Origin of the sequence: Streptomyces venetus (assembly GCF_039540295.1) — a bacterium.
In the GTDB taxonomy this organism is placed as follows: domain Bacteria; phylum Actinomycetota; class Actinomycetes; order Streptomycetales; family Streptomycetaceae; genus Streptomyces; species Streptomyces venetus.
The window spans coordinates 1,073,414-1,090,724 of sequence record NZ_BAABET010000001.1 but is presented as its reverse complement, the minus strand read 5'-3'; the positions used below and the strand labels follow the sequence as shown (position 1 = coordinate 1,090,724).

11 protein-coding genes are annotated in these 17,311 nt (G+C 73.5%); 2 read left to right on the top strand and 9 right to left on the bottom strand.

Annotated elements, in window-relative coordinates; genetic code table 11:
* Nucleotides 1-69: 69 nt before the first annotated feature.
* Nucleotides 70-1,737 carry a glycosyltransferase family 2 protein gene (locus ABEA82_RS04715; RefSeq protein WP_345660066.1) on the bottom strand — a complete coding sequence of 556 codons (1,668 nt, stop codon included), beginning with the start codon at nucleotides 1,735-1,737 and terminating at the stop codon, nucleotides 70-72.
* A 157-nt stretch (nucleotides 1,738-1,894) separates the two neighbouring features.
* On the opposite strand from ABEA82_RS04715, the gene ABEA82_RS04710 reads away from it, so the two are divergent.
* Nucleotides 1,895-3,490 (top strand): glycosyltransferase family 39 protein, encoded by a 1,596-nt coding sequence (locus ABEA82_RS04710; RefSeq protein WP_425588478.1) that lies wholly within the window; start codon nucleotides 1,895-1,897, stop codon nucleotides 3,488-3,490.
* 69 nt (nucleotides 3,491-3,559) lie between these two features.
* On the opposite strand, the gene ABEA82_RS04705 is transcribed toward ABEA82_RS04710, so the two are convergent.
* Nucleotides 3,560-4,048 (bottom strand): MarR family winged helix-turn-helix transcriptional regulator, encoded by a 489-nt coding sequence (locus ABEA82_RS04705; protein WP_345660063.1) that lies wholly within the window; start codon nucleotides 4,046-4,048, stop codon nucleotides 3,560-3,562.
* Nucleotides 4,049-4,170: 122 nt separating this feature from the next.
* On the opposite strand from ABEA82_RS04705, the gene ABEA82_RS04700 reads away from it, so the two are divergent.
* Nucleotides 4,171-4,584, top strand: coding sequence for an organic hydroperoxide resistance protein (locus tag ABEA82_RS04700; protein ID WP_345660062.1), 414 nt, complete (start codon nucleotides 4,171-4,173; stop codon nucleotides 4,582-4,584).
* 18 nt (nucleotides 4,585-4,602) lie between these two features.
* On the opposite strand, the gene ABEA82_RS04695 is transcribed toward ABEA82_RS04700, so the two are convergent.
* The 7 genes from ABEA82_RS04695 to ABEA82_RS04665 all read right to left on the bottom strand — a co-directional run bounded on the left by ABEA82_RS04695 (nucleotide 4,603) and on the right by ABEA82_RS04665 (nucleotide 17,307).
* Nucleotides 4,603-6,162: a hypothetical protein gene (locus ABEA82_RS04695; protein WP_345660061.1), complete on the bottom strand. Its 1,560-nt coding sequence runs from the start codon at nucleotides 6,160-6,162 to the stop codon at nucleotides 4,603-4,605.
* Between the two features lie 113 nt (nucleotides 6,163-6,275).
* Nucleotides 6,276-8,078, bottom strand: a complete 1,803-nt coding sequence (locus ABEA82_RS04690; protein ID WP_345660060.1) for an arabinofuranosyltransferase AftB family protein — start codon at nucleotides 8,076-8,078, stop codon at nucleotides 6,276-6,278.
* Nucleotides 8,075-10,315: a bifunctional glycosyltransferase/CDP-glycerol:glycerophosphate glycerophosphotransferase gene (locus ABEA82_RS04685; RefSeq protein WP_345660059.1), complete on the bottom strand. Its 2,241-nt coding sequence runs from the start codon at nucleotides 10,313-10,315 to the stop codon at nucleotides 8,075-8,077. Before ABEA82_RS04685 ends, ABEA82_RS04690 begins: the two co-directional genes overlap by 4 nt.
* Nucleotides 10,316-10,323: 8 nt before the next feature.
* Entirely contained in the window at nucleotides 10,324-12,522 is a 2,199-nt protein-coding gene (locus ABEA82_RS04680; RefSeq protein ID WP_345660058.1) for a bifunctional glycosyltransferase/CDP-glycerol:glycerophosphate glycerophosphotransferase, read from the bottom strand.
* A gap of 180 nt (nucleotides 12,523-12,702) precedes the next feature.
* Entirely contained in the window at nucleotides 12,703-14,964 is a 2,262-nt protein-coding gene (locus ABEA82_RS04675; protein WP_345660057.1) for a bifunctional glycosyltransferase/CDP-glycerol:glycerophosphate glycerophosphotransferase, read from the bottom strand.
* Nucleotides 14,965-15,106: 142 nt separating this feature from the next.
* Nucleotides 15,107-15,967: a carbohydrate ABC transporter permease gene (locus tag ABEA82_RS04670; protein ID WP_345660056.1), complete on the bottom strand. Its 861-nt coding sequence runs from the start codon at nucleotides 15,965-15,967 to the stop codon at nucleotides 15,107-15,109.
* Complete coding sequence (locus ABEA82_RS04665; RefSeq protein ID WP_345660055.1) at nucleotides 15,964-17,307, bottom strand: carbohydrate ABC transporter permease; 1,344 nt, start codon at nucleotides 17,305-17,307, stop codon at nucleotides 15,964-15,966. Before ABEA82_RS04665 ends, ABEA82_RS04670 begins: the two co-directional genes overlap by 4 nt.
* Between the last annotated feature and the right edge of the window lie 4 nt (nucleotides 17,308-17,311).

Genomic DNA, 17,311 nt, shown 5'->3' with positions numbered 1-17,311 from the left:
GTCATGTGGCCCGTGCCGGTGTCGCGCGCTCGCGGTCGTCGTGCTGCTCTCGGTGTGGTCGTGCTGCACTCAGTGAAGCAGGCGGCGCAGCCTTCCGTGTGCGACGGTGACCACGCCGCGTACGCCGGGCGCCACACGCAGCGCCAGCGCACCGGAGTGGGTGCGGTACGGCTGTACGAGTACCACGCCGTGCCGTGCGCTGGGCACGGCTCGTCGGCGCAGCAGACCGGCGCCCGCGAGGGCGTGCGCCGTGACCTCGCGGCTCACGCCCTCACGGAACCGGACACGAAGCCGCAGGTCCCAGGTGCCCGCACCGAGTCCGGCCGGGGCGGCGAGGCCGACGGCCGTCTCCGCCGACCAGGTCCCGGCGGCCGCCTCCGCCAGCTCCGCCGTGGTGCGCACGACCAGGCCCCGGGTGTCCCGGTGCCGCCACTCCACCTCCACCGCCTCCGGGCCCGCCTGCGCCAGCCGGCCGTACAGCTCGTGCAGGCGCAGCAGCAGCCGGGTGCCGTGGGCGCGTGGTCGTAATTCCGCGTCGACGGCGAGGGGCAGGGCGCCCACCGGGCGGGTCAGCAGGGGTTCCAGGGAGACCTGCGGGAGTTCCTCCGACCAGACGGGCGTGCCGTCGGGGGCGCGGGCGTACGGCGGGGTCAGCCGGGCCGGGCGTGCCGCGAGTTCCCGCAGCCGGGCAAGGTCGCGCGGCTCCGGGGAGGCCAGGACGACCCGCCCGGCCAGGCGGCCCGGAGCGGCCGGGTTGCGGGCCCAGTCGTCCGCGTCGTACTCCGCGAGATGCGCCCGCGTGAGTTCCCACCACGCGCGCCGGTAGGAGGCGTCGCGCAACCCCAGTTCGCGCAGGTACATCCGCAGGTCGTGATCGAGGAACTTGGCGCGCGCCACCCGGGCGAGCTCCTTCTGCCCGGCGCCCAGCAGGACCTCGTACGCCTGCCGGCACGCCTGCGTGCGGGCCCGCCAGTTCTCGACGCCGGCCCGGTTCAGCGAGATCGACAGCCGCTCGGCGGACCTGCGCACGTGCCAGACGTACACCCGGTCCGGGACCAGGGCGATGCGCGGGGCCGCGGCCAGCACACGTGCGGTGAAGACGACGTCCTCGTAGGCGAAGCGGCCCTCGGGGAAGCGGATGCGGTGCTCGCGCAGGAAGCCGGTGCGGTAGAGCTTGTTGACGCAGAGCGTGTCGTGGACCAGGCGCGGGCGCTGCGCGGGGTGCGGGACCACGGCGTGGAGCGCGTACAGGCGCGGCTGCCAGGGCACTTCGCGCCCCGACGGCAGTTCCCGGCGCACGCACAGGCCGCTCACCACCTCCGCGTGCGCGCCCGTCGCCGCCTCCAGCAGCGCGTCGACCGCGCCGGGCGGCAGGACGTCGTCGCTGTCCAGGAACATCACGTACGGCGACGTCACCGCGTCGAGCCCGGTGTTGCGCGGGGTGCCGCAGCCGCCGCTGTTGACCCGGCGGCGGATCACCTTCAGACGGGGCTCGGACGCGGCGAGCCGTTCGAGCAGGGTGGCGCTGCCGTCCGTCGAGCAGTCGTCGACGGCCACGACCTCGCGCACGGCCGGGCCCTGGGCCAGCGCCGAGCGCACGGCGTCCGTCACATGCGCGGCGTCGTCGTACCCGATGACCACGACGGCGACCCGGGGGACCGGCCTCTCGGCACGCGACACGGCATCCACGGAGGCATCCACGACGGCATCCACAGCGACATCGACGGCGACATTCATCACGGCGGATCGTAAGCCGGGTGAATGACATGAAAGTGGTAACACACCATCAAACGCCGCCTATATCAGCGAAACGGCACAGAATCGGGCCGTGACGATCGGACAGTCGACGGGGAGCGGCCGGTCCGGCACGGGCACGGTGCCCGTGGCGGTTCCGATGGCGGTTCCCATGGCGGTGATGCTCGCGATCGGGCTGTGGGGCGTGGACCGCGGCGGCATGTGGGGCGACGAGAGCGTCACCTTCCTGGTCGCACAGCGCACGGTTCCGCAGATCTGGCGGCTGCTGCACGACGTGGACGCGGTGCACGGCCTGTACTACCTGTTCATGCACGTCGTCCTCGCCGTCCACCCGGGCGAGGTCGTCCTGCGCCTGCCGTCGGTGTGCGCGGCCACGGTCACCGCGGGCCTGGTCGCGGCCCTCGGAGTGCGGCTGGCCGGGCCGCGGGTCGGCCTGGGGGCCGGTCTCCTCTACGCGATCACACCGATGACCGGCCACTACGCCCAGGAAGGCCGGTCCTACGCGCTCGTCGCGGCGGGCGTGGCGGGGGCGACGCTGCTGCTCCTGAGGGCTGTGGAGGGGGCCACCGCGCGGGCCTGGTGGCCGTACGGGGCCGTCCTCGCACCGACCTGTCTGCTGCACGAGCTGGCCGTGCTGGTGCTCTGCGCGCACGCGGTGACGCTGGGGCTGCTGCGGGTGCCGGGCAGGGTGTGGGCCGGATGGGGCCGTGCGGCGGGGACGGTGCTGCTGTTCGTGCTGCCGCTGGTGTGGGTGTCGCAGGGGCAGGACGGGCAGGTCGCGTGGCTGGTGACGCCCGGCTGGGACGAGGTCGGGCGGTTGGTGCGGCACTTCTCGCCCGGCCGGGCCGGGGTGGTGTTCTGGGGAGCCCTGCTGCTGCTCGGGGCAGGGCTCAGCGAGCGGAGGACGGCTGCGGTCGCCCTCCCGCTGCTGCTCGTGCCGCCGGGGATCCTGCTGACCGTGTCCCAGGTCCGGCCGTTGTTCCACGACCGGTACGTGCTCTACGCGCTGGCGGGGGCGCCCCTGCTGGTGGCCGCCGGGGCGGGGCGGGTGGCCGGTGCGCTGGGGCGCGTGGGGCGCATGGGGCGCGTGGGGCGCCTGCGGTGGAGCGGGCTGCGGGTCCGGGTCGGCGACCGGCAGGTGCGCGCACTGCTGGGCGTCGCCGGTGTCCTCGTCCTCGTCGCCGCGTTCGTCCACGAACTCCCCGTGCACCGCCGGGACCGTTCCGCCGCCCACCGCCCCGACAACCTCGCCGCCGTCTCCGCGCTCGCCGTCCGGCAGATGCGCCCGGGCGACCCGGTGCTCTTCGTGCCGTCCGTCGGCAGGCTCGCCGCGCTGGCCTACCCGAAGGGGTTCCGGCAGGTCAGGGACATCGCGCTGCGGGAGTCGGCGCCCGGGTCGGGGACGCTGTGGGGCCGCGAGGCGACCCCGGGGGAGCTGCGGCGCCGGCTCGCCCCGGTGGACCGGGTCTGGGTCGTCGCCGAGGCGTACGCGCTGGCCCCGGGCTGGTCTCCGTCCGACCCGGTCGAGCGGACGAAGCTCGCCGTGCTGCGGGAGCAGTTCACCGTCCGGGAGGAGCACGTGCGGGACGGAGTGGTCCTCCGCCTCCACGTCCGGCGACGGCCCGCCGACGAGCCGCCCGCCGACGAGTCCGCCGTGGACGAGCTGTCAGCCGGCGAGCCGCCCGCCGACGAGCCCCCCGTGGGTGAGCTGTCCGCCCGACGCCCCGTTCGCTGACCAGCCCCCCCCGTCGGGCAAGCCGCCCCCGACGGCCTGCCGCAGGCGATCCGCCCGGTGCCCGAACCGTTACGACCGCTCGCCCGCGGGCGAGCCGCTAGGCGGCTCCGCGAGCGCGGCCGCGTCCAGCGCGGTGGTGAGCTCGTCGAGGTGGGCCCGCAGCCTGCGGACCTCGTCGGGGCCGAAGCCGGTCGAGGCGGCGATCCGGCGCGGCACCTGAAGGGCCCGCTGCCGCAGCGCGGTGCCCTGCTCGGTCAGCCGCACCTCCACCGACCGCTCGTCACGGGCGCTGCGCTCCCGGCGCACCAGACCGGCCGCCTCCAGCCGCTTGAGCAGCGGCGACAGCGTGCCGGAGTCGAGACGCAGGTGTTCCCCGAGCTTCTTCACGGGCAGCTCGTCGTGCTCCCACAGCACCAGCATCACCAGGTACTGCGGGTAGGTGAGCCCGAGGTCCTTGAGGATCACCCGGTAGACACCGTTGAAGGCGCGGGAAGCCGCGTGCAGGGAGAAACAGATCTGCTGGTCCAGGCGGAGCCAGTCGTCGTCCGGCGTGTTCATGCCTCCAGAGTAGCTCGTGTCCGCCATTCAATTGCGCACAACTTAATTGTGTGCTGTAATCATGGCTGTCAGGCGGCCCGGAAGCGGGCCGCCGAACGTTGACGTGAGAGGGAAGGTTTTCCATGGACGCGCTCTACACCGCTGTCGCCACCGCCACCCACGGCCGCGAGGGCCGGACCGTCAGCTCCGACGGCGTGCTGGACCTCGCCCTGGGCATGCCCGAGGCACTGGGCGGCAACGGCCAGGGCACCAACCCCGAGCAGCTCTTCGCCGCCGGCTACGCCGCCTGCTTCGGCAGCGCCCTCGGCCTCGTCGGCCGCCAGGCCAAGGTCGACGTCAGCGACGCCGCCGTGACCGCCGAGGTCTCGATAGGCAAGCAGGGCGAGGGCTTCGGCCTCGCCGTCACGCTGCGCGTCGAGCTCCCCGACAGCGTGGACGAGGCGACCGGCCGCAAGCTGGTCGAGCAGGCCCACCAGGTCTGCCCGTACTCCAACGCCACCCGCGGCAACATCGAGGTCGACCTCGTCATCGAGTAACCCCGAAGGGTCACGAGGTCACCCCCCGACCCGCGCCAGCACCTCCCCCGTCCGCCTGCTCCACGCCACCACCACGGCCTCCTCGGGCACCGGGTGCCAGCGCGTCAGCAGCAGCCAGCGCACGTGGTAGCGGCGGACGACGGCGGCACGCACGGCGCGGGTCGAGCCGGGGGCCAGATAGGCGCGGACGTCGGCCGCCCGGCGTCTGCGCTCGCCCTCGTCCAGGGCCGGGTCGGGCCAGATGGGCGCGGCCAGGTTGGGCCCGTACCCCGCGATGGAGTGACTGGCGAAGTACCCGTCGGTGATCACCACCTCGCCCGGCCCGATGTGCCGCGCCGCCCAGTCGTAGGCCGGCCAGCGCGTCGCCTGCGGGAACCCCACCGGGTCGATCGCACGCGGCACCACCGCCCCGGCGTGCACGGTGACGAACCCGAGGCACACCCCGGCCACCGCCGCCCCGCCCAGCACCCTCCTGCCCCACTGCCACGGCCGGGGCGCCGCCAGCTCCACCGCGAGCGCGAACTGCGGCGGCACCAGCACCGCCCACAGGGCCCTGGCGTACGTGTAGTGCCCGCTCACCCAGCCGTACGCCACCAGCAGCCCCTCCAGCAGGAACATCAGCACCAGCGGGTCGCGCACCGACCGGCGGACCCGCGCCCACAGGGCGGGCAGCCCGGGCAGCGCCAGCCACGAGTTGGCGAGCATCCCCTCGTACAGCTGCCGGTGCATCGCGTCCATGCCGGTGTCGCCCACCAGCGACAGCACGTCGTAGTACGGCCACCACACGCCGACCGCCGCACAGACGGCCACGGCGAGCGTCCAGCGCGCCACGACCGGCCGGCGCCACCCCCGCTGACGTGACGCCACGATCGCCACCGCCCCGATGAGCGCCGAGGCCGCCGTGACGGGGTGGGTCAGCAGGATCAGGCCGTACAGGGCGCCGGTCCCGGCGTACCCCCACCAACCGCCGAGCCCGCTCGGGCCGACGAACCGCACGGCGGGAGCGTCCGCACGCGCCCGCGTGCCCGTCCAGGCCCACGCCCAGAACGTGAGGCCGATCGCGAGCGCGGACGGATACCCCAGGTTCGTCGTCATCGGCAGCAGTCCGAGGTAGCCGCTCCACCGGATCCGCGCGGTGCCCCACAGCAGCGTCATGAACAGCACGGCCAGGACCGGTGCCCAGGCGCGCGCGGTCAGCGTCCTGACGAAGCGGCCGATCCCCGTCAGCAGCACCAGCAGGTGCACCGGCCCGGCGAGCTTGACGACCTCCCAGCCGGACAGGCCCGTCAGCCGCGCCAGCAGACCCTGGACGACGGCGTACGGGCCGTAGTACGGGCTGCCCGCGCCCGGCAGGTCCGCCATGGAGTGCGCCGGGTGGAGCAGGTCGGCCTTGAGACGCTCGACGACCGCCGCGTGCTGTCCGGCGTCGCAGCACAGCGGGATCCGCCAGTACGCCAGCGTCATCACCAGCCAGAACAGGGCGCCGAAGAACTGGTACGGAGTCGGCCGCCCGGTACGGCCGCCGCGCAGCGCCGTCGCGCCGCGCACGGTCCGCCGGACGAGGAGGCCGCCGCTCACAGGTCGGCGGGAAGGGGGAGGGACTCGGGCATGCGCCGAATGTTCCCGCCCCCGCCGGAAGCTGACCCCGGGTCACTTCATCGGGTGAGGCGGTTACGCCCACCTGCCAGCCGTCAGTCGCACAGCGCCCGCTCCGCCGCGGCCGGCCAGCGCGCGAACCGGAACCGGGTCCGCTCGAAGGCCCCCGTGAGGTTGTCCCAGAACCGCCCGGCGGTGAGCGGCGCACGTGCCGACTCCGTCAGCTCGGCCAGCTCACCGCAGCCCAGCGCGGCCCGGGCCGCCTCGACCGCCTCCCGTGACGTCCCTGCCCGCACCAGGTCCTGCCGCGGCGGAGACGCGACCGCCCACTCCGCGAAGACCCAGTGGTTGCGCAGGAACTTCTCGTGCCCGGGCCAGCTCCACCGCTCCAGCGCGAGATGCGCGCCGACGGGGCTGGCCAGCCCCCAGGCGTCGTTGACGTAGGCGTCGAGCGGGGCGGCGGCCCCCGTGACACCGAGATGCCGGCCCACGATCACCACGTGGTACGGCGAGTCCCGCCGCGCCGGTGTGGCGTGCAGCCGCCGCCGCGCGTCGAAGTACAGCAGCGTCGGCCGGGGCGCGCGCTCGGCCCGGGCGAGCATGCCGCGCCCCTCCGGCAGGGCAGGCCAGTGGTCCACCCAGGTCGCGGTGCGCACCGGGTTGTGGTCACCGAGCCCCTCCACGTCGGAACTGCGCACATTGAAGGTCGTCGGCGTGCCGCGCACGTCGAACGGCGCCCGCAGGGGACTGACCGCCGCGCACAGCCACACCACCAGCAGCGCGGCCGCCACGCCCGTGAACCTGGTCGCGGGGACCACCAGCACCGGCAGGAGCAGCAGCAGGAGCGCGGGCAGGATCATGCGGGCGTGCATGTAGTCACCGCCGACGCGGACGACGTACCCGGCCAGCAGCAAACCCGCCGCGAACGGCGCGAGCAGCACCGCGAGCGAGGCCCGGCCGGGGGCGCGCACCCGCCGCTGCCGACGGGTGCGCCGCACCAGCAGCACCGCCAGCGCGCCGAGCACGGGCACGACGGGCCACAGCCAGTAGGGCCCGAGCGTCTCCTGCACATAGCCGGCGCCCCGGCTCCAGTCGCTGGCGCCCGCCTCCTTGGCGATGGCGGGCAGCGGCACCAGGATCCCGTAGTACCCCGCCCGGAAGACCTCGTACGCGAGCGGCAGCGCTCCGGCCGAGACCAGCATCGCCGCGACACCCCGCCGGGAGGGCCGCAGCACCCACCACTGCGCCGCCAGGAAACACCCCGTGACCACCGCGAGATCGGGCCGGACCAGCGGACCCAGCCCGAACACGAAGGCGGCCGGGTACGTCTCCCGGGCGTCCTGTCCCCGCCGGGTGCGCGTCAGCAGCCACCACGACAGGCCGGTCCAGAAGACGCCGAGGCCGCTCTCCAGACCCGAGGTCATGTACGTCCAGAAGGGCGGCACCGCCAGCAGTACGACCACTCCCGCCGGCAGGAGCAGCCCCGCGCTCCGGTGCAGCCGGCACGTGGCGTACAGCGCGAACCCGAACCCGGCGGTGCTCAGCAGCAGCCCCAGCCCGACCGCGAGGAACGCCGGGTCCTCGCCGGTCAGCCAGGTGCCGAGCGCGAGCAGCCACTGCCACAGGGTGCCGGTGGAACTCTCCGCCCGTTCCCCCACGTTGAACACGGGCCCGTTGCCCGCCAGGATCTGCCGGACCGGACGCAGGTAGATCAGCCCGTCGTCGCAGATCCAGCGGCGCCCGTAGCCCAGCACGAACAGGGCCGCGGTGGGCACGGCGACCAGGGCCGCGTGCCACCGGTGCACCGGCAGCAGCCGCTCGACGGCGGCCGGCGGTGCCGAGGAGCCCCGCTGGCCGGGCAGGGAGGGCAGGGCCTCGGGGGTTGTCGGTGTCGTCATCTCTCGACCAGCGCCTCGGACCGCGCGGCCACGGCGGGTGTCCTGCGGGCCGCGGGCAGCGGCGCACCGCCCCGCTCGCCCAGCATCACCAGCCGTACGACCCGTTCGGCGGCCTGCCCGTCCTCGAACTCGCAGTACCGCTCCCGGAAGCCCGCCCGCAGCCGCCCCGACTCCGCGTCCTGCCAGGTACCGGACGCGAACAGCCAGGTCAGCTCCCGGTAGGAGCGCGACACGTGCCCCGGCGCGTCGGCCGTGATGTCGAAGTAGGCCCCCCGGCTCGCCGCGAACGCGCCCCAGTCGTCGGCGTGGACCACGACCGGCCGGTCGAGGAGGACGTAGTCGAACATCAGGGCGGAGTAGTCGGTGACCAGGACGTCGGAGGCGAGCATCACGTCCTCCACGTGCGGCTCGTCGGTCGCGTCCACCAGCACACCGCGCCGGTGCAGGTCCGACAGGCCCAGGCCGCGCGCCACACCCCCGGCCAACGAGGGGTGCAGGCGCACGACGAGGGTGTGGCCGGGGCCCAGGTCCGCCGCGAACCGGGCCAGGTCGATCCGGTCGACGTGGCCGCCGCGCCGGTAGTCCCGGCGGGTCGGCGCGTACAGCACGACCGTGTCATCGGCCGGGATGCCGAGCCGCTCGCGCACCGCCGGGCCCCGCTCCCGGCCGGCGCCGACCAGCACGTCGTTGCGCGGGCTGCCGGTCCGCAGCGAGGTGAAGTGACACGGGTACGCCCGCTCCCAGGCCCGTTCCGCGTGCCGCCCCGCGACCAGGCTGTAGTCCCAGCGGTCGGCGCGGCGCAGCATCTGCGGGACGTCGAGGCCGTGCCGGGCGCCCGGCTTGGTCAGCAGGTCGGCGCCCATGTACTTGAGCGGGGTGCCCTGGTGGGTGTGGATGTGCACGCTGCCGGGCCGCTTGGCCAGGGTGCCCGGCCAGTTGACGTTGTTCACCCAGTACGTGGCCCGGGCCATGACCTCGTGGTAGCGGCGCGAGCCGGGCGTCACATGGTCGATGCCGGGCGGCAGCCCGTCCACCGCGTCCTCCCGGACCACCCACACGCCCCGGATGTGCGGGGCGAGCTCACGGGCCTTGGCGTGGATCGCGGCCGGGTCGCCCGCCACGCCCCGGTGGTGGGTCGCGGAGTAGACGGCGAGGTGCGGGTCGAGCGGGCGCTTCGACTGCGCCGCGTACCAGGTGCGGCGCGCGGTCTCCGACGCCTTCCGCGCCACCCGCCGCTGCCCCTCCAGGGCGGTCGCGCGCAGCTCCCGCAGCCCGCGCACCGCCGCGTACGACGCGTAGGGCGCCGAGGCCAGCAGCCGCATCTCCACCCCGCGCCAGCCGTCCGGCACCGGGAAACCGCCCTCCGGGAGGTGACGGCGGTGGAAGGAACGGATCTCGCGGTAGAAGTCCCCCCGGTCCGCCGGCCGCACCCGGTCCTCACGCGCCAGCACGAACAGCATGTGGTCCAGCGCCCGCTCCAGCAGCAACGGCCGCGCCCAGGCGAGGTCGGGGCGCTGCTCCAGGAACGTGAACAGCCCCTCGTACTGCGGGAAGATCTCGAAGTGGCGGCGCCCGGGCGTCCTGGTGATCGCGCCCTGCCGCCGCTGCCGGTACTCGACCCCGATCCGGTCCAGGCAGGCGATCCGGTCGGCCAGCACCATCGACCGGTAGGTCACCGGGGCGTCCTCGTACAGCCCCGGCCCGTACGCCAGGCCGTGCTCCAGGAAGAACGACCGCCGGTACGCCTTGTTCCACGCGACCAGGAAGAGGTTCAGGTACTGGGGGCACGCCCGGACGGAGAACGTCTCCAGGCCCGCCGCGGCCAGCAGGTCCGCCGCCTCACTGCGCCCGCCCCGGCCCCACCAGTGGGTACGCACGTGGTCGAAGACCAGAAGGTCCGGGTCGCCGGTCGCCCCGAGCCGCGCGGCGACGGCCGCCAGCAGGCCCGGCGTGTAGTGGTCGTCGCTGTCGAGGAACAGGACGTAGTCCCCGGCCGCCTGCGCGAGGCCGGCGTTGCGGGCCCGGCCCAGGCCCACGTTCTCGGGCAGGTGCAGCACCCGCACCCGGGTGTCGCGGGCGGCGTACTCGTCGAGGATCGCGCCGCTGCCGTCCGGCGAGCGGTCGTCCACGGCGATCAGCTCGAAGTCGCCGTACGACTGACCGAGCACCGAGTCGAGACACTCGCGCAGGAAGCCCTGCACCTTGTAGACGGGGACGATGATGCTGAAGCGGGGCACTTCTTCGGTCAGCTCCTCACGAGGGTGGCGGCGGGGGCCGGGACGCGCTCCGCGAGCGGCACCACGGGCGGGATCGACTCGGGCGGCTCCCCCAGCAGCACCCGGCGTACGACGCGCTCGGCGGCCCGCCCGTCGTCGAACTGGCAGAAACGCTCCCGGAACGCGGCGCGCAGGGCCGTGGCCGACTCGTCCGCCCAGGTGCCGTCGCGGAAGACGGCCGCCAGTTCCCCGGCCGTGCGGGCGATCCGGCCCGGCGGGAACCCCATCAGGTCGAAGTAGACGCCCCGGGTCTCCCGGTAGACGTCCCAGTCGTCGGCGTACACGACGATCGGCCGGTCCAGGTTGGCGTAGTCGAACATGATCGACGAGTAGTCGGTGATCAGGGCGTCCGCGGCCAGGCACACGTCCTCCGACGAGCGGTGCCCGGTGACGTCGATGATCCGCCCGCCGCCCCGGCTCGCCCCCTGGTCGTAGAAGTAGTGGACGCGCAGCAGGACCACGTAGTCGTCGCCGATCGCCTCGCAGAACGCCGCCAGGTCCAGGCCCGACGCGAAGCCGGTGGCGTAGTCGCGGTGCGTGGGCGCGTAGAGCAGGGCCTTCTTGCCCTCGGGGACGCCCAGCTCCCGGCGGACGCGGGCGACGTCCTCGGCGGAGGCCGTGCAGTACACGTCGTTGCGCGGATAGCCGTACTCGAGGATCTCGTGCGCCCCGGGGAACGCCCGCTCCCACATCTCGGTGGAGTGCCGGTTGGAGGTGAGGTTGTAGTCCCAGCGGTCGATCCGGGCCAGCAGCCGGGCGAAGCTTCCGGTCGCCGCGGCCACCACGGGATACGTCGCCTGGTCGGTGCCCATCTTCTTCAGCGGGGTGCCGTGCTGGGTCTGGAGGTGCACGCTGCCGGGGCGCTTGACGACGGCGTCCGCGAAGTTGGCGTTGTTGACGAGGTACTTGGCGCGGGCCAGCACCTCCCAGTACTTCCGGCTGCCGATCACCGCGTACTCCAGGCCCTCCGGCAGGGTGTCCACCGCGTCCGGCTCCACCAGGAACACCGAGCGCAGGTGCGGGGCGAGTTCGCGCGCCTTGGCGTGGATCGCGGCCGGGTTGCAGGCGTAGCCGCGGCCCCAGTACGCGCAGTACACGACCAGGTTCCTGTCCAGGGGGCGGCGCAGGGCCGCCGCGTACCGCAGCCGGGTGCGCAGCCCCCGGGGCCGGGGGAGCAGCGCGGCGGCCCGCAGCGCTCCGCGGTTGGCGGTGCGCAGCGCGCGGAACGCCGTGTAGGACCCGGCCGCCAGCAGCCGGTGCTGGACGCCGAGGCTGCCGCCGGGCGGCCGGTAGCCGGCCGGGCGGTGCCGCCGGTAGAGCCCGCTCGCCCGGTGGAAGAAGGCCCGGTGTCCGGCCGGGAGCCGGCGGGGATGGGCGGCCGTCTTCAGCACGGCGGCGAAGAGCTGCTCGAACAGCGACTTCAGCCGCTGCGGCGCCAGCCCCTGTTCCCCGGCCCGGGTCAGCACCAGCTCGGTCTGGTCGAGCAACTCGGCGTGGTGCTCCCCGGGCAGGCCCAGCCGGTTGCCCTGCCGGCGCAGCAGGTGCCGGACGACGACCGTGCGCAGCACCGCCATCCGCTCCGCCCGCAGGGCGACCAGCCCGCCGAACCCGACGTCGGTGAAGTGGTCCCCGGGGAACGTGAGGTCCTGCTCGGTGAGGAAGGCCCTGCGGTACACCGCGCTCCACGCCGGCAGGGCCACGCCCGTCAGCTCCGGGGCCCGGTCGGGGGAGAAGGCCCCGTCCGGTGTGCCGGCCAGCAGCGGCGCGGCCGGTTTGCCCGGCTCGCCCTCCCACCAGGGGGTGCGCTCGTGCTCGGCGTACAGGACGTCCACCTCGCCGGTGTCGCGCAGCCGGGCGTCCAGCGCCGCCAGCGCTCCCGGGGCCAGGACGTCGTCCCCGTCGAGGAACAGCACATGGCCGCCGACCGCCGCCCGCAGCCCGGTGTTGCGCGCCCCGGCCAGACCGGCCGACGGCGGGGAGTTGACCGGCGTCAGCCGGGAGTCCCGCTCCGCGTACCCGGCGACGACGTCCGCCGCGGGTGAGTCGGGTGCGTCGCACACCGGGATCAGCTCGAAGTCGCCGAACGACTGGGCGAGGACCGAGTCCAGCGCCTGGGCCAGCCGGCCCGCGACCCCATGGGACGGGACGACGATGCTGAAGCGGGGCATTCTGCTCTTTCTGTCGTGTTCTTCGGACGCGGGGTCGCCCTCAGGTTCTGCGGAAGCGGGTCGCTGTCAGGCGGTGCCACGGCGTCCCGGTCGTCCGGACGGGCGCCAGGAGGGCGGCCGGCTGGGCGTCGGCCGCGACGGGCTGGAGGGCATGCGGGCTCCCCGGACTGCGGAACGGGTTCACAGGCGGTCGGTGAAGGACGCGGGACCGGCCGGCTGCGGCACCGTGGTGAGTGGCTCGCGCGCCGACGAGGCCGCCGCCGACGGCACCGGACGGCGCTCTCCCAGCGGCAGGACCGGCGGCAGCTCCGACTCCCCGAGCACGACCCGGCGTACGACCCGCTCGGCGGCCCGGCCGTCGTCGTACGTGCAGAACCGCTCACGGAACGCCGCACGCAGCTGCGTCGACCGGGAGCCGCGCCAGTGGCCGGTGGCGAAGATGTCGATCAGCTCGTCCTCGCCGCGCGCGACCGCGCCCGGCGGGAAGGCGAGCAGGTCGAAGTAGGTGCCGCGGGCCGCCTCGTACGCCTCCCAGTCGTCGGCGAGGACCACGATCGGCCGGTCCAGGTTGGCGTAGTCGAACATCACCGACGAGTAGTCCGTGACCAGGGCGTCCGAGGCCAGGCAGAGCGACTCCACGCTCGGATGGTCGCTGACGTCGACGACCCTGCCGCAGGTGTTGGTCAGCGGGGCGCCGTAGGAGTGATGGGCGCGGGCCAGCACGACGAAACGCGGGCCCAGACGGCGCACGATCCGCTGGAGGTCGAGGCAGCGGCGCTGGGACCGTCGATAGTCGCGGTGGGTCGGCGCGTACAGGATCGCCACCGTGCCCTCGGGGATGCCGAGCGAGGCGCGCAGCCGGGACACGTCGGCCGCGGTCGCCGTGCGGAACACGTCGTTGCGGGGGTAGCCGTACTCGAGCGTGGTGTAGCGGCCGGGGTGGACGCGCTCGTGGGTCAGCGTGGTGTGGCGGTTGGCGGACAGGACGTAGTCCCACTGGTCCACGCCCTTGAGCAGCCGGGCGAAGTCCCTGCCGCGGGCTGCCGCCGGGCGCTCCTGGAGGTCCAGGCCGATGTGCCCCAGCGGGGTGCCGTGCCCGGTCTGGATCAGCACCTGGCCCCGGCGCTTGGCCAGCCGGTGGTCGAAGTCGGTGTTGCTGACCAGGTACCGGGAGCGGGCGAGCGCCGTCCAGTAGGCGGCCGTGCCGGGGACGACGCGGCGCGGGCCCGGCGGCATCGCGTGGTGGTGCTCGGGACGGGCGATCCAGGCCGTGCGGATGTGCGGGGCGAGATCGCGGAACGCGGACTCCAGCGCGCCCGGGTTGCAGCTGTGGCCGCGGCCGTCGTAGGCGGCGAAGACGGCCCGGTCGGCGCGCAGCGGCAGACAGCGCTGGAGGCGGTAGTGGGCCCCGAGGGCGGCGGACCTGAGGGCCCGCAGCAGCTGTCCGGCCGACCGGGCCGCCCCGCGGTGCAGGGCCGAGGCCAGCCGGAGCGTGCGGTAGGTGCGGTGCAGGCCGAAGCGGATCAGGACATGGTGCACCCGGGCGCGCAGGGGGAGGCGGGCGCCCGGGGTGCGGTAGCGGCGGTAGTGGGCGCGGGCCCGGCGCAGGAAGTCCGCGTGCGAACCGCGGGGCAGCCGGTCCCGCCGGGAGTACACGATCGCCAGGTGATGGACCATGCGGCGGAAGAGCGCCGGTCGCCACCTGGCCAGTTCGGGGCGCTCGTCGAGGTATGCGAAGAGCCGGTCGTACTGCTCGAAGACGTCGAAGTGCCGCTCGCTGGTGGTGCGCAGGATGCTGCCCTGCCGGCGCTGCCGGTAGTGCACGCAGACCCGGTCCAGGGTCGCGATCGACTCCGCTGTCATCAGCACCGGGTACGTCCACGGCGTGTCCTCGTAGTACCCCGGCGGGAAGGTGAAGCCCTTCCGCTCGACGAAGTCCCGCCGGTAGGCCTTGTTCCAGGCGACCATCAGCAGCCGCAGCAGCTCCGGCCGGTCCTCCAGGCGGAACGGCGCCGGGCCCTGCTCGGTGAGATGGAGGGCCGCCTGGTTGCGGACCGCCTCGCCCGTCCAGTGGGTGCGCGCGTAGTCGAAGACCAGGACGTCCGGATCGCCCGTCTCCTTCAGCCGGTCCGTGATCGACCGCAGCGCGTCGGGCGTGAGGGTGTCGTCGCTGTCGAGGAACAGCAGGTAGTCGCCGCTCGCGTGCGCGACCCCCGCGTTGCGGGCGCGGCCCAGGCCGACGTTCTCCGGCAGATGCACGGGCCGGACCCGCGCGTCACGGGCGGCGAACTCGTCGATGATCGCGCCGCATGCGTCCGGCGAGCAGTCGTCGACGACGATCAGTTCCAGATCGGGACACGATTGGGAGAGCACCGATTCGAGGCACTCGTGCAGGTACGCCTGAACCTGGTACGCGGGGACAATGACACTGAACCTGGGCAAGAGGCCATCCATCGGTCGGCACGGGCGTTCGGCCCGGGAACGGCCGGCGAGGCGACTTGGTTACGGTGGCTACGGCATCCGGGGGAACGCGGACGGGACGGACCGCTGTCGGCCCGCCCCGCCAACCACCCTGTGGTAATGGCTACTTCACCGCGCCCGCCATCACGCCGGACACGAACTGCCGCTGGAACGCGAAGAAGACGGCCAGCGGGATCACCATCGAGATGAACGCGCCGGGTGCCAGCACGTCGATGTTGTTGCCGAACTGCCGTACCTGCGTCTGGAGCGCCACGGTGATCGGCTGGCTCCCGGAGTCCGAGAAGATCAGCGCGACCAGCAGGTCGTTCCACACCCACAGGAACTGGAAGATGCCGAGGGCGGCGATCGCCGGGCCGCCGAGCGGCATCACGACACGCAGGAACAGCCGCAGTTCACCCGCCCCGTCCAGGCGGGCCGCCTCCAGCAGTTCCCTCGGGATCTCCGCGAAGAAGTTCCGCAGCAGGAACACCGCGAACGGCAGCCCGAAGCCGACGTGGAAGAGCACCACGCCGAGTACGGAGCCGAAGATGCCGATGCCGCCGAAGAGTTCGGCGATCGGGATCAGCGCCACCTGCACGGGCACGACCAACAGGCCGACGACGCCCAGGAACCACCAGTCCCGGCCCGGGAACTCCATCCAGGCGAAGGCGTAGCCCGCCAGCGAGCCGATGACCACGACCAGCACGGTCGCCGGCACGGTGATCCACACCGTGTTCAGCAGGGAGTTGGTGATGTCCTCGTTCTCCAGCAGCTTCCGGTAGCTGTCGAAGGTGATCTGCGAGGGCTCGGTGAACACCTTCCACCAGCCGCTCGCCGCGATGTCCTCCGGCGAGCGCAGGCTGGACAGCAGCAGACCGATCGTCGGCACCAGCCAGAACAGCCCGACGACGATGAGGAACACCCGCACCAGCCCACCGCTGACCCCCTCGACCAGCTTGGACCCGAGCGACTGCATGGCCTTCATCGCCGCACCTCCCGTCGCAGCCGCCGTACGTTGAACCACATCACCGGGATCACGAGCAGCAGCAGGAACACCGAGATGGCGCTGGCGATGCCCGGCTGGTCCTCGGAGAAGCCCTTGCGGTACAGCTCCAGGGCGAGGACGTTCGCGTCGTCCTGGGAGGAGCCGGGGGCGATGATGAAGACCAGGTCGAAGATCTTCAGCACGTTGATCATCAGGGTGACGGTGACGACCGCGAGGACCGGCGCCAGCAACGGCACCGTGACCCGTCTGAACACCTGCCATTCCGACGCTCCGTCGACCCGGGCCGCCTCCAGCAGTTCACGCGGCACGCCCGCGAGCCCCGCCGCGATCAGCACCATCGCGAAGCCCGCCCACATCCAGATGTACGAGCCGATGATGGACGGGGTGACCAGGGCCGGGCCGAGCCAGTCCAGGCCGTTGTACGGCTCCTTGAAGTTGCTCGCCGGGAGCCGGAGCAGGGCCCCGTCGGCCGAGGCCGGCAGCGTGAAGGTGCCGTCGTCGGCGGCCGTCGCCGACGCCACGACCCTGCCGTCCTTGACGGCCTCGACCTTCATGCCCGCATAACCCAGTTCGGCCGCGTCGACCCCGTTCAGCTTGCCCACGCCCTTGCCGCGCGTGAAGTCCTGCCAGGTCGTGCCGGTGATCTTGTCCGGCTCGGGTTTCGCCGCCGCGGCGGACTTCGCGTTGTCCGGCATCAGATCCGGCGCGACACCCACGAGCGGCAGTGCGACGGTCTCGCCCGTCCGCACGGGCGACTTGGTGACGAACGCGCCGCCGCCGGCCGGCTTCAGCGGCGACTCCCGGCCCGGGTGGGCCTTCGGGAACTCCGACGACGGGGCGAAGGTGTCGTGCACGCCCACCCACACCGCGTTCGCCACGCCCTTGTCCGGGTCCTGGTCGTACACCAGGCGGAAGATGATGCCCGCCGCCAGCATGGAGATCGCCATCGGCATGAAGACGACCAGTTTGAAGGCCGTGCCCCAGCGCACCCGTTCGGTCAGCACCGCGAAGATCAGGCCGAGCGCCGTCGCGACCGTGGGCGCGAACACCACCCAGATGATGTTGTTCTTCAGCGCGGTGCGGATGCCCTCGTCGGTGAAGAGGGACTTGTAGTTGTCTATTCCGGCGAAGCCGTCACCGGACTGGTCGTAGAAGCTGCGCACGACCGAGTACCCGATCGGGTACACCACGAGCGCGCCGAGCAGGACGAACGCGGGCAGCAGGAACAGCGCCGCGACGGTCCTGCGGGTGCCGGTCACGCTCTTGCGCGACTTGGGAGCGGCAGGGGGCTCGGTGCCCCCTGCCGTAGCCGACGTCATGACG

What these genes read in the sequence shown, in the direction of transcription:
- ABEA82_RS04715 (WP_345660066.1), bottom strand. Translation starts at nt 1,737, where the DNA reads ATGAATGTCGCCGTCGATGTCGCTGTGGATGCCGTCGTGGATGCCTCC.
- ABEA82_RS04710 (WP_425588478.1), top strand. Translation starts at nt 1,895, where the DNA reads ATGGCGGTTCCCATGGCGGTGATGCTCGCGATCGGGCTGTGGGGCGTG.
- ABEA82_RS04705 (WP_345660063.1), bottom strand. Translation starts at nt 4,048, where the DNA reads ATGAACACGCCGGACGACGACTGGCTCCGCCTGGACCAGCAGATCTGT.
- ABEA82_RS04700 (WP_345660062.1), top strand. Translation starts at nt 4,171, where the DNA reads ATGGACGCGCTCTACACCGCTGTCGCCACCGCCACCCACGGCCGCGAG.
- ABEA82_RS04690 (WP_345660060.1), bottom strand. Translation starts at nt 8,078, where the DNA reads ATGACGACACCGACAACCCCCGAGGCCCTGCCCTCCCTGCCCGGCCAG.
- ABEA82_RS04680 (WP_345660058.1), bottom strand. Translation starts at nt 12,522, where the DNA reads ATGCCCCGCTTCAGCATCGTCGTCCCGTCCCATGGGGTCGCGGGCCGG.
- ABEA82_RS04670 (WP_345660056.1), bottom strand. Translation starts at nt 15,967, where the DNA reads ATGAAGGCCATGCAGTCGCTCGGGTCCAAGCTGGTCGAGGGGGTCAGC.
- ABEA82_RS04665 (WP_345660055.1), bottom strand. Translation starts at nt 17,307, where the DNA reads ATGACGTCGGCTACGGCAGGGGGCACCGAGCCCCCTGCCGCTCCCAAG.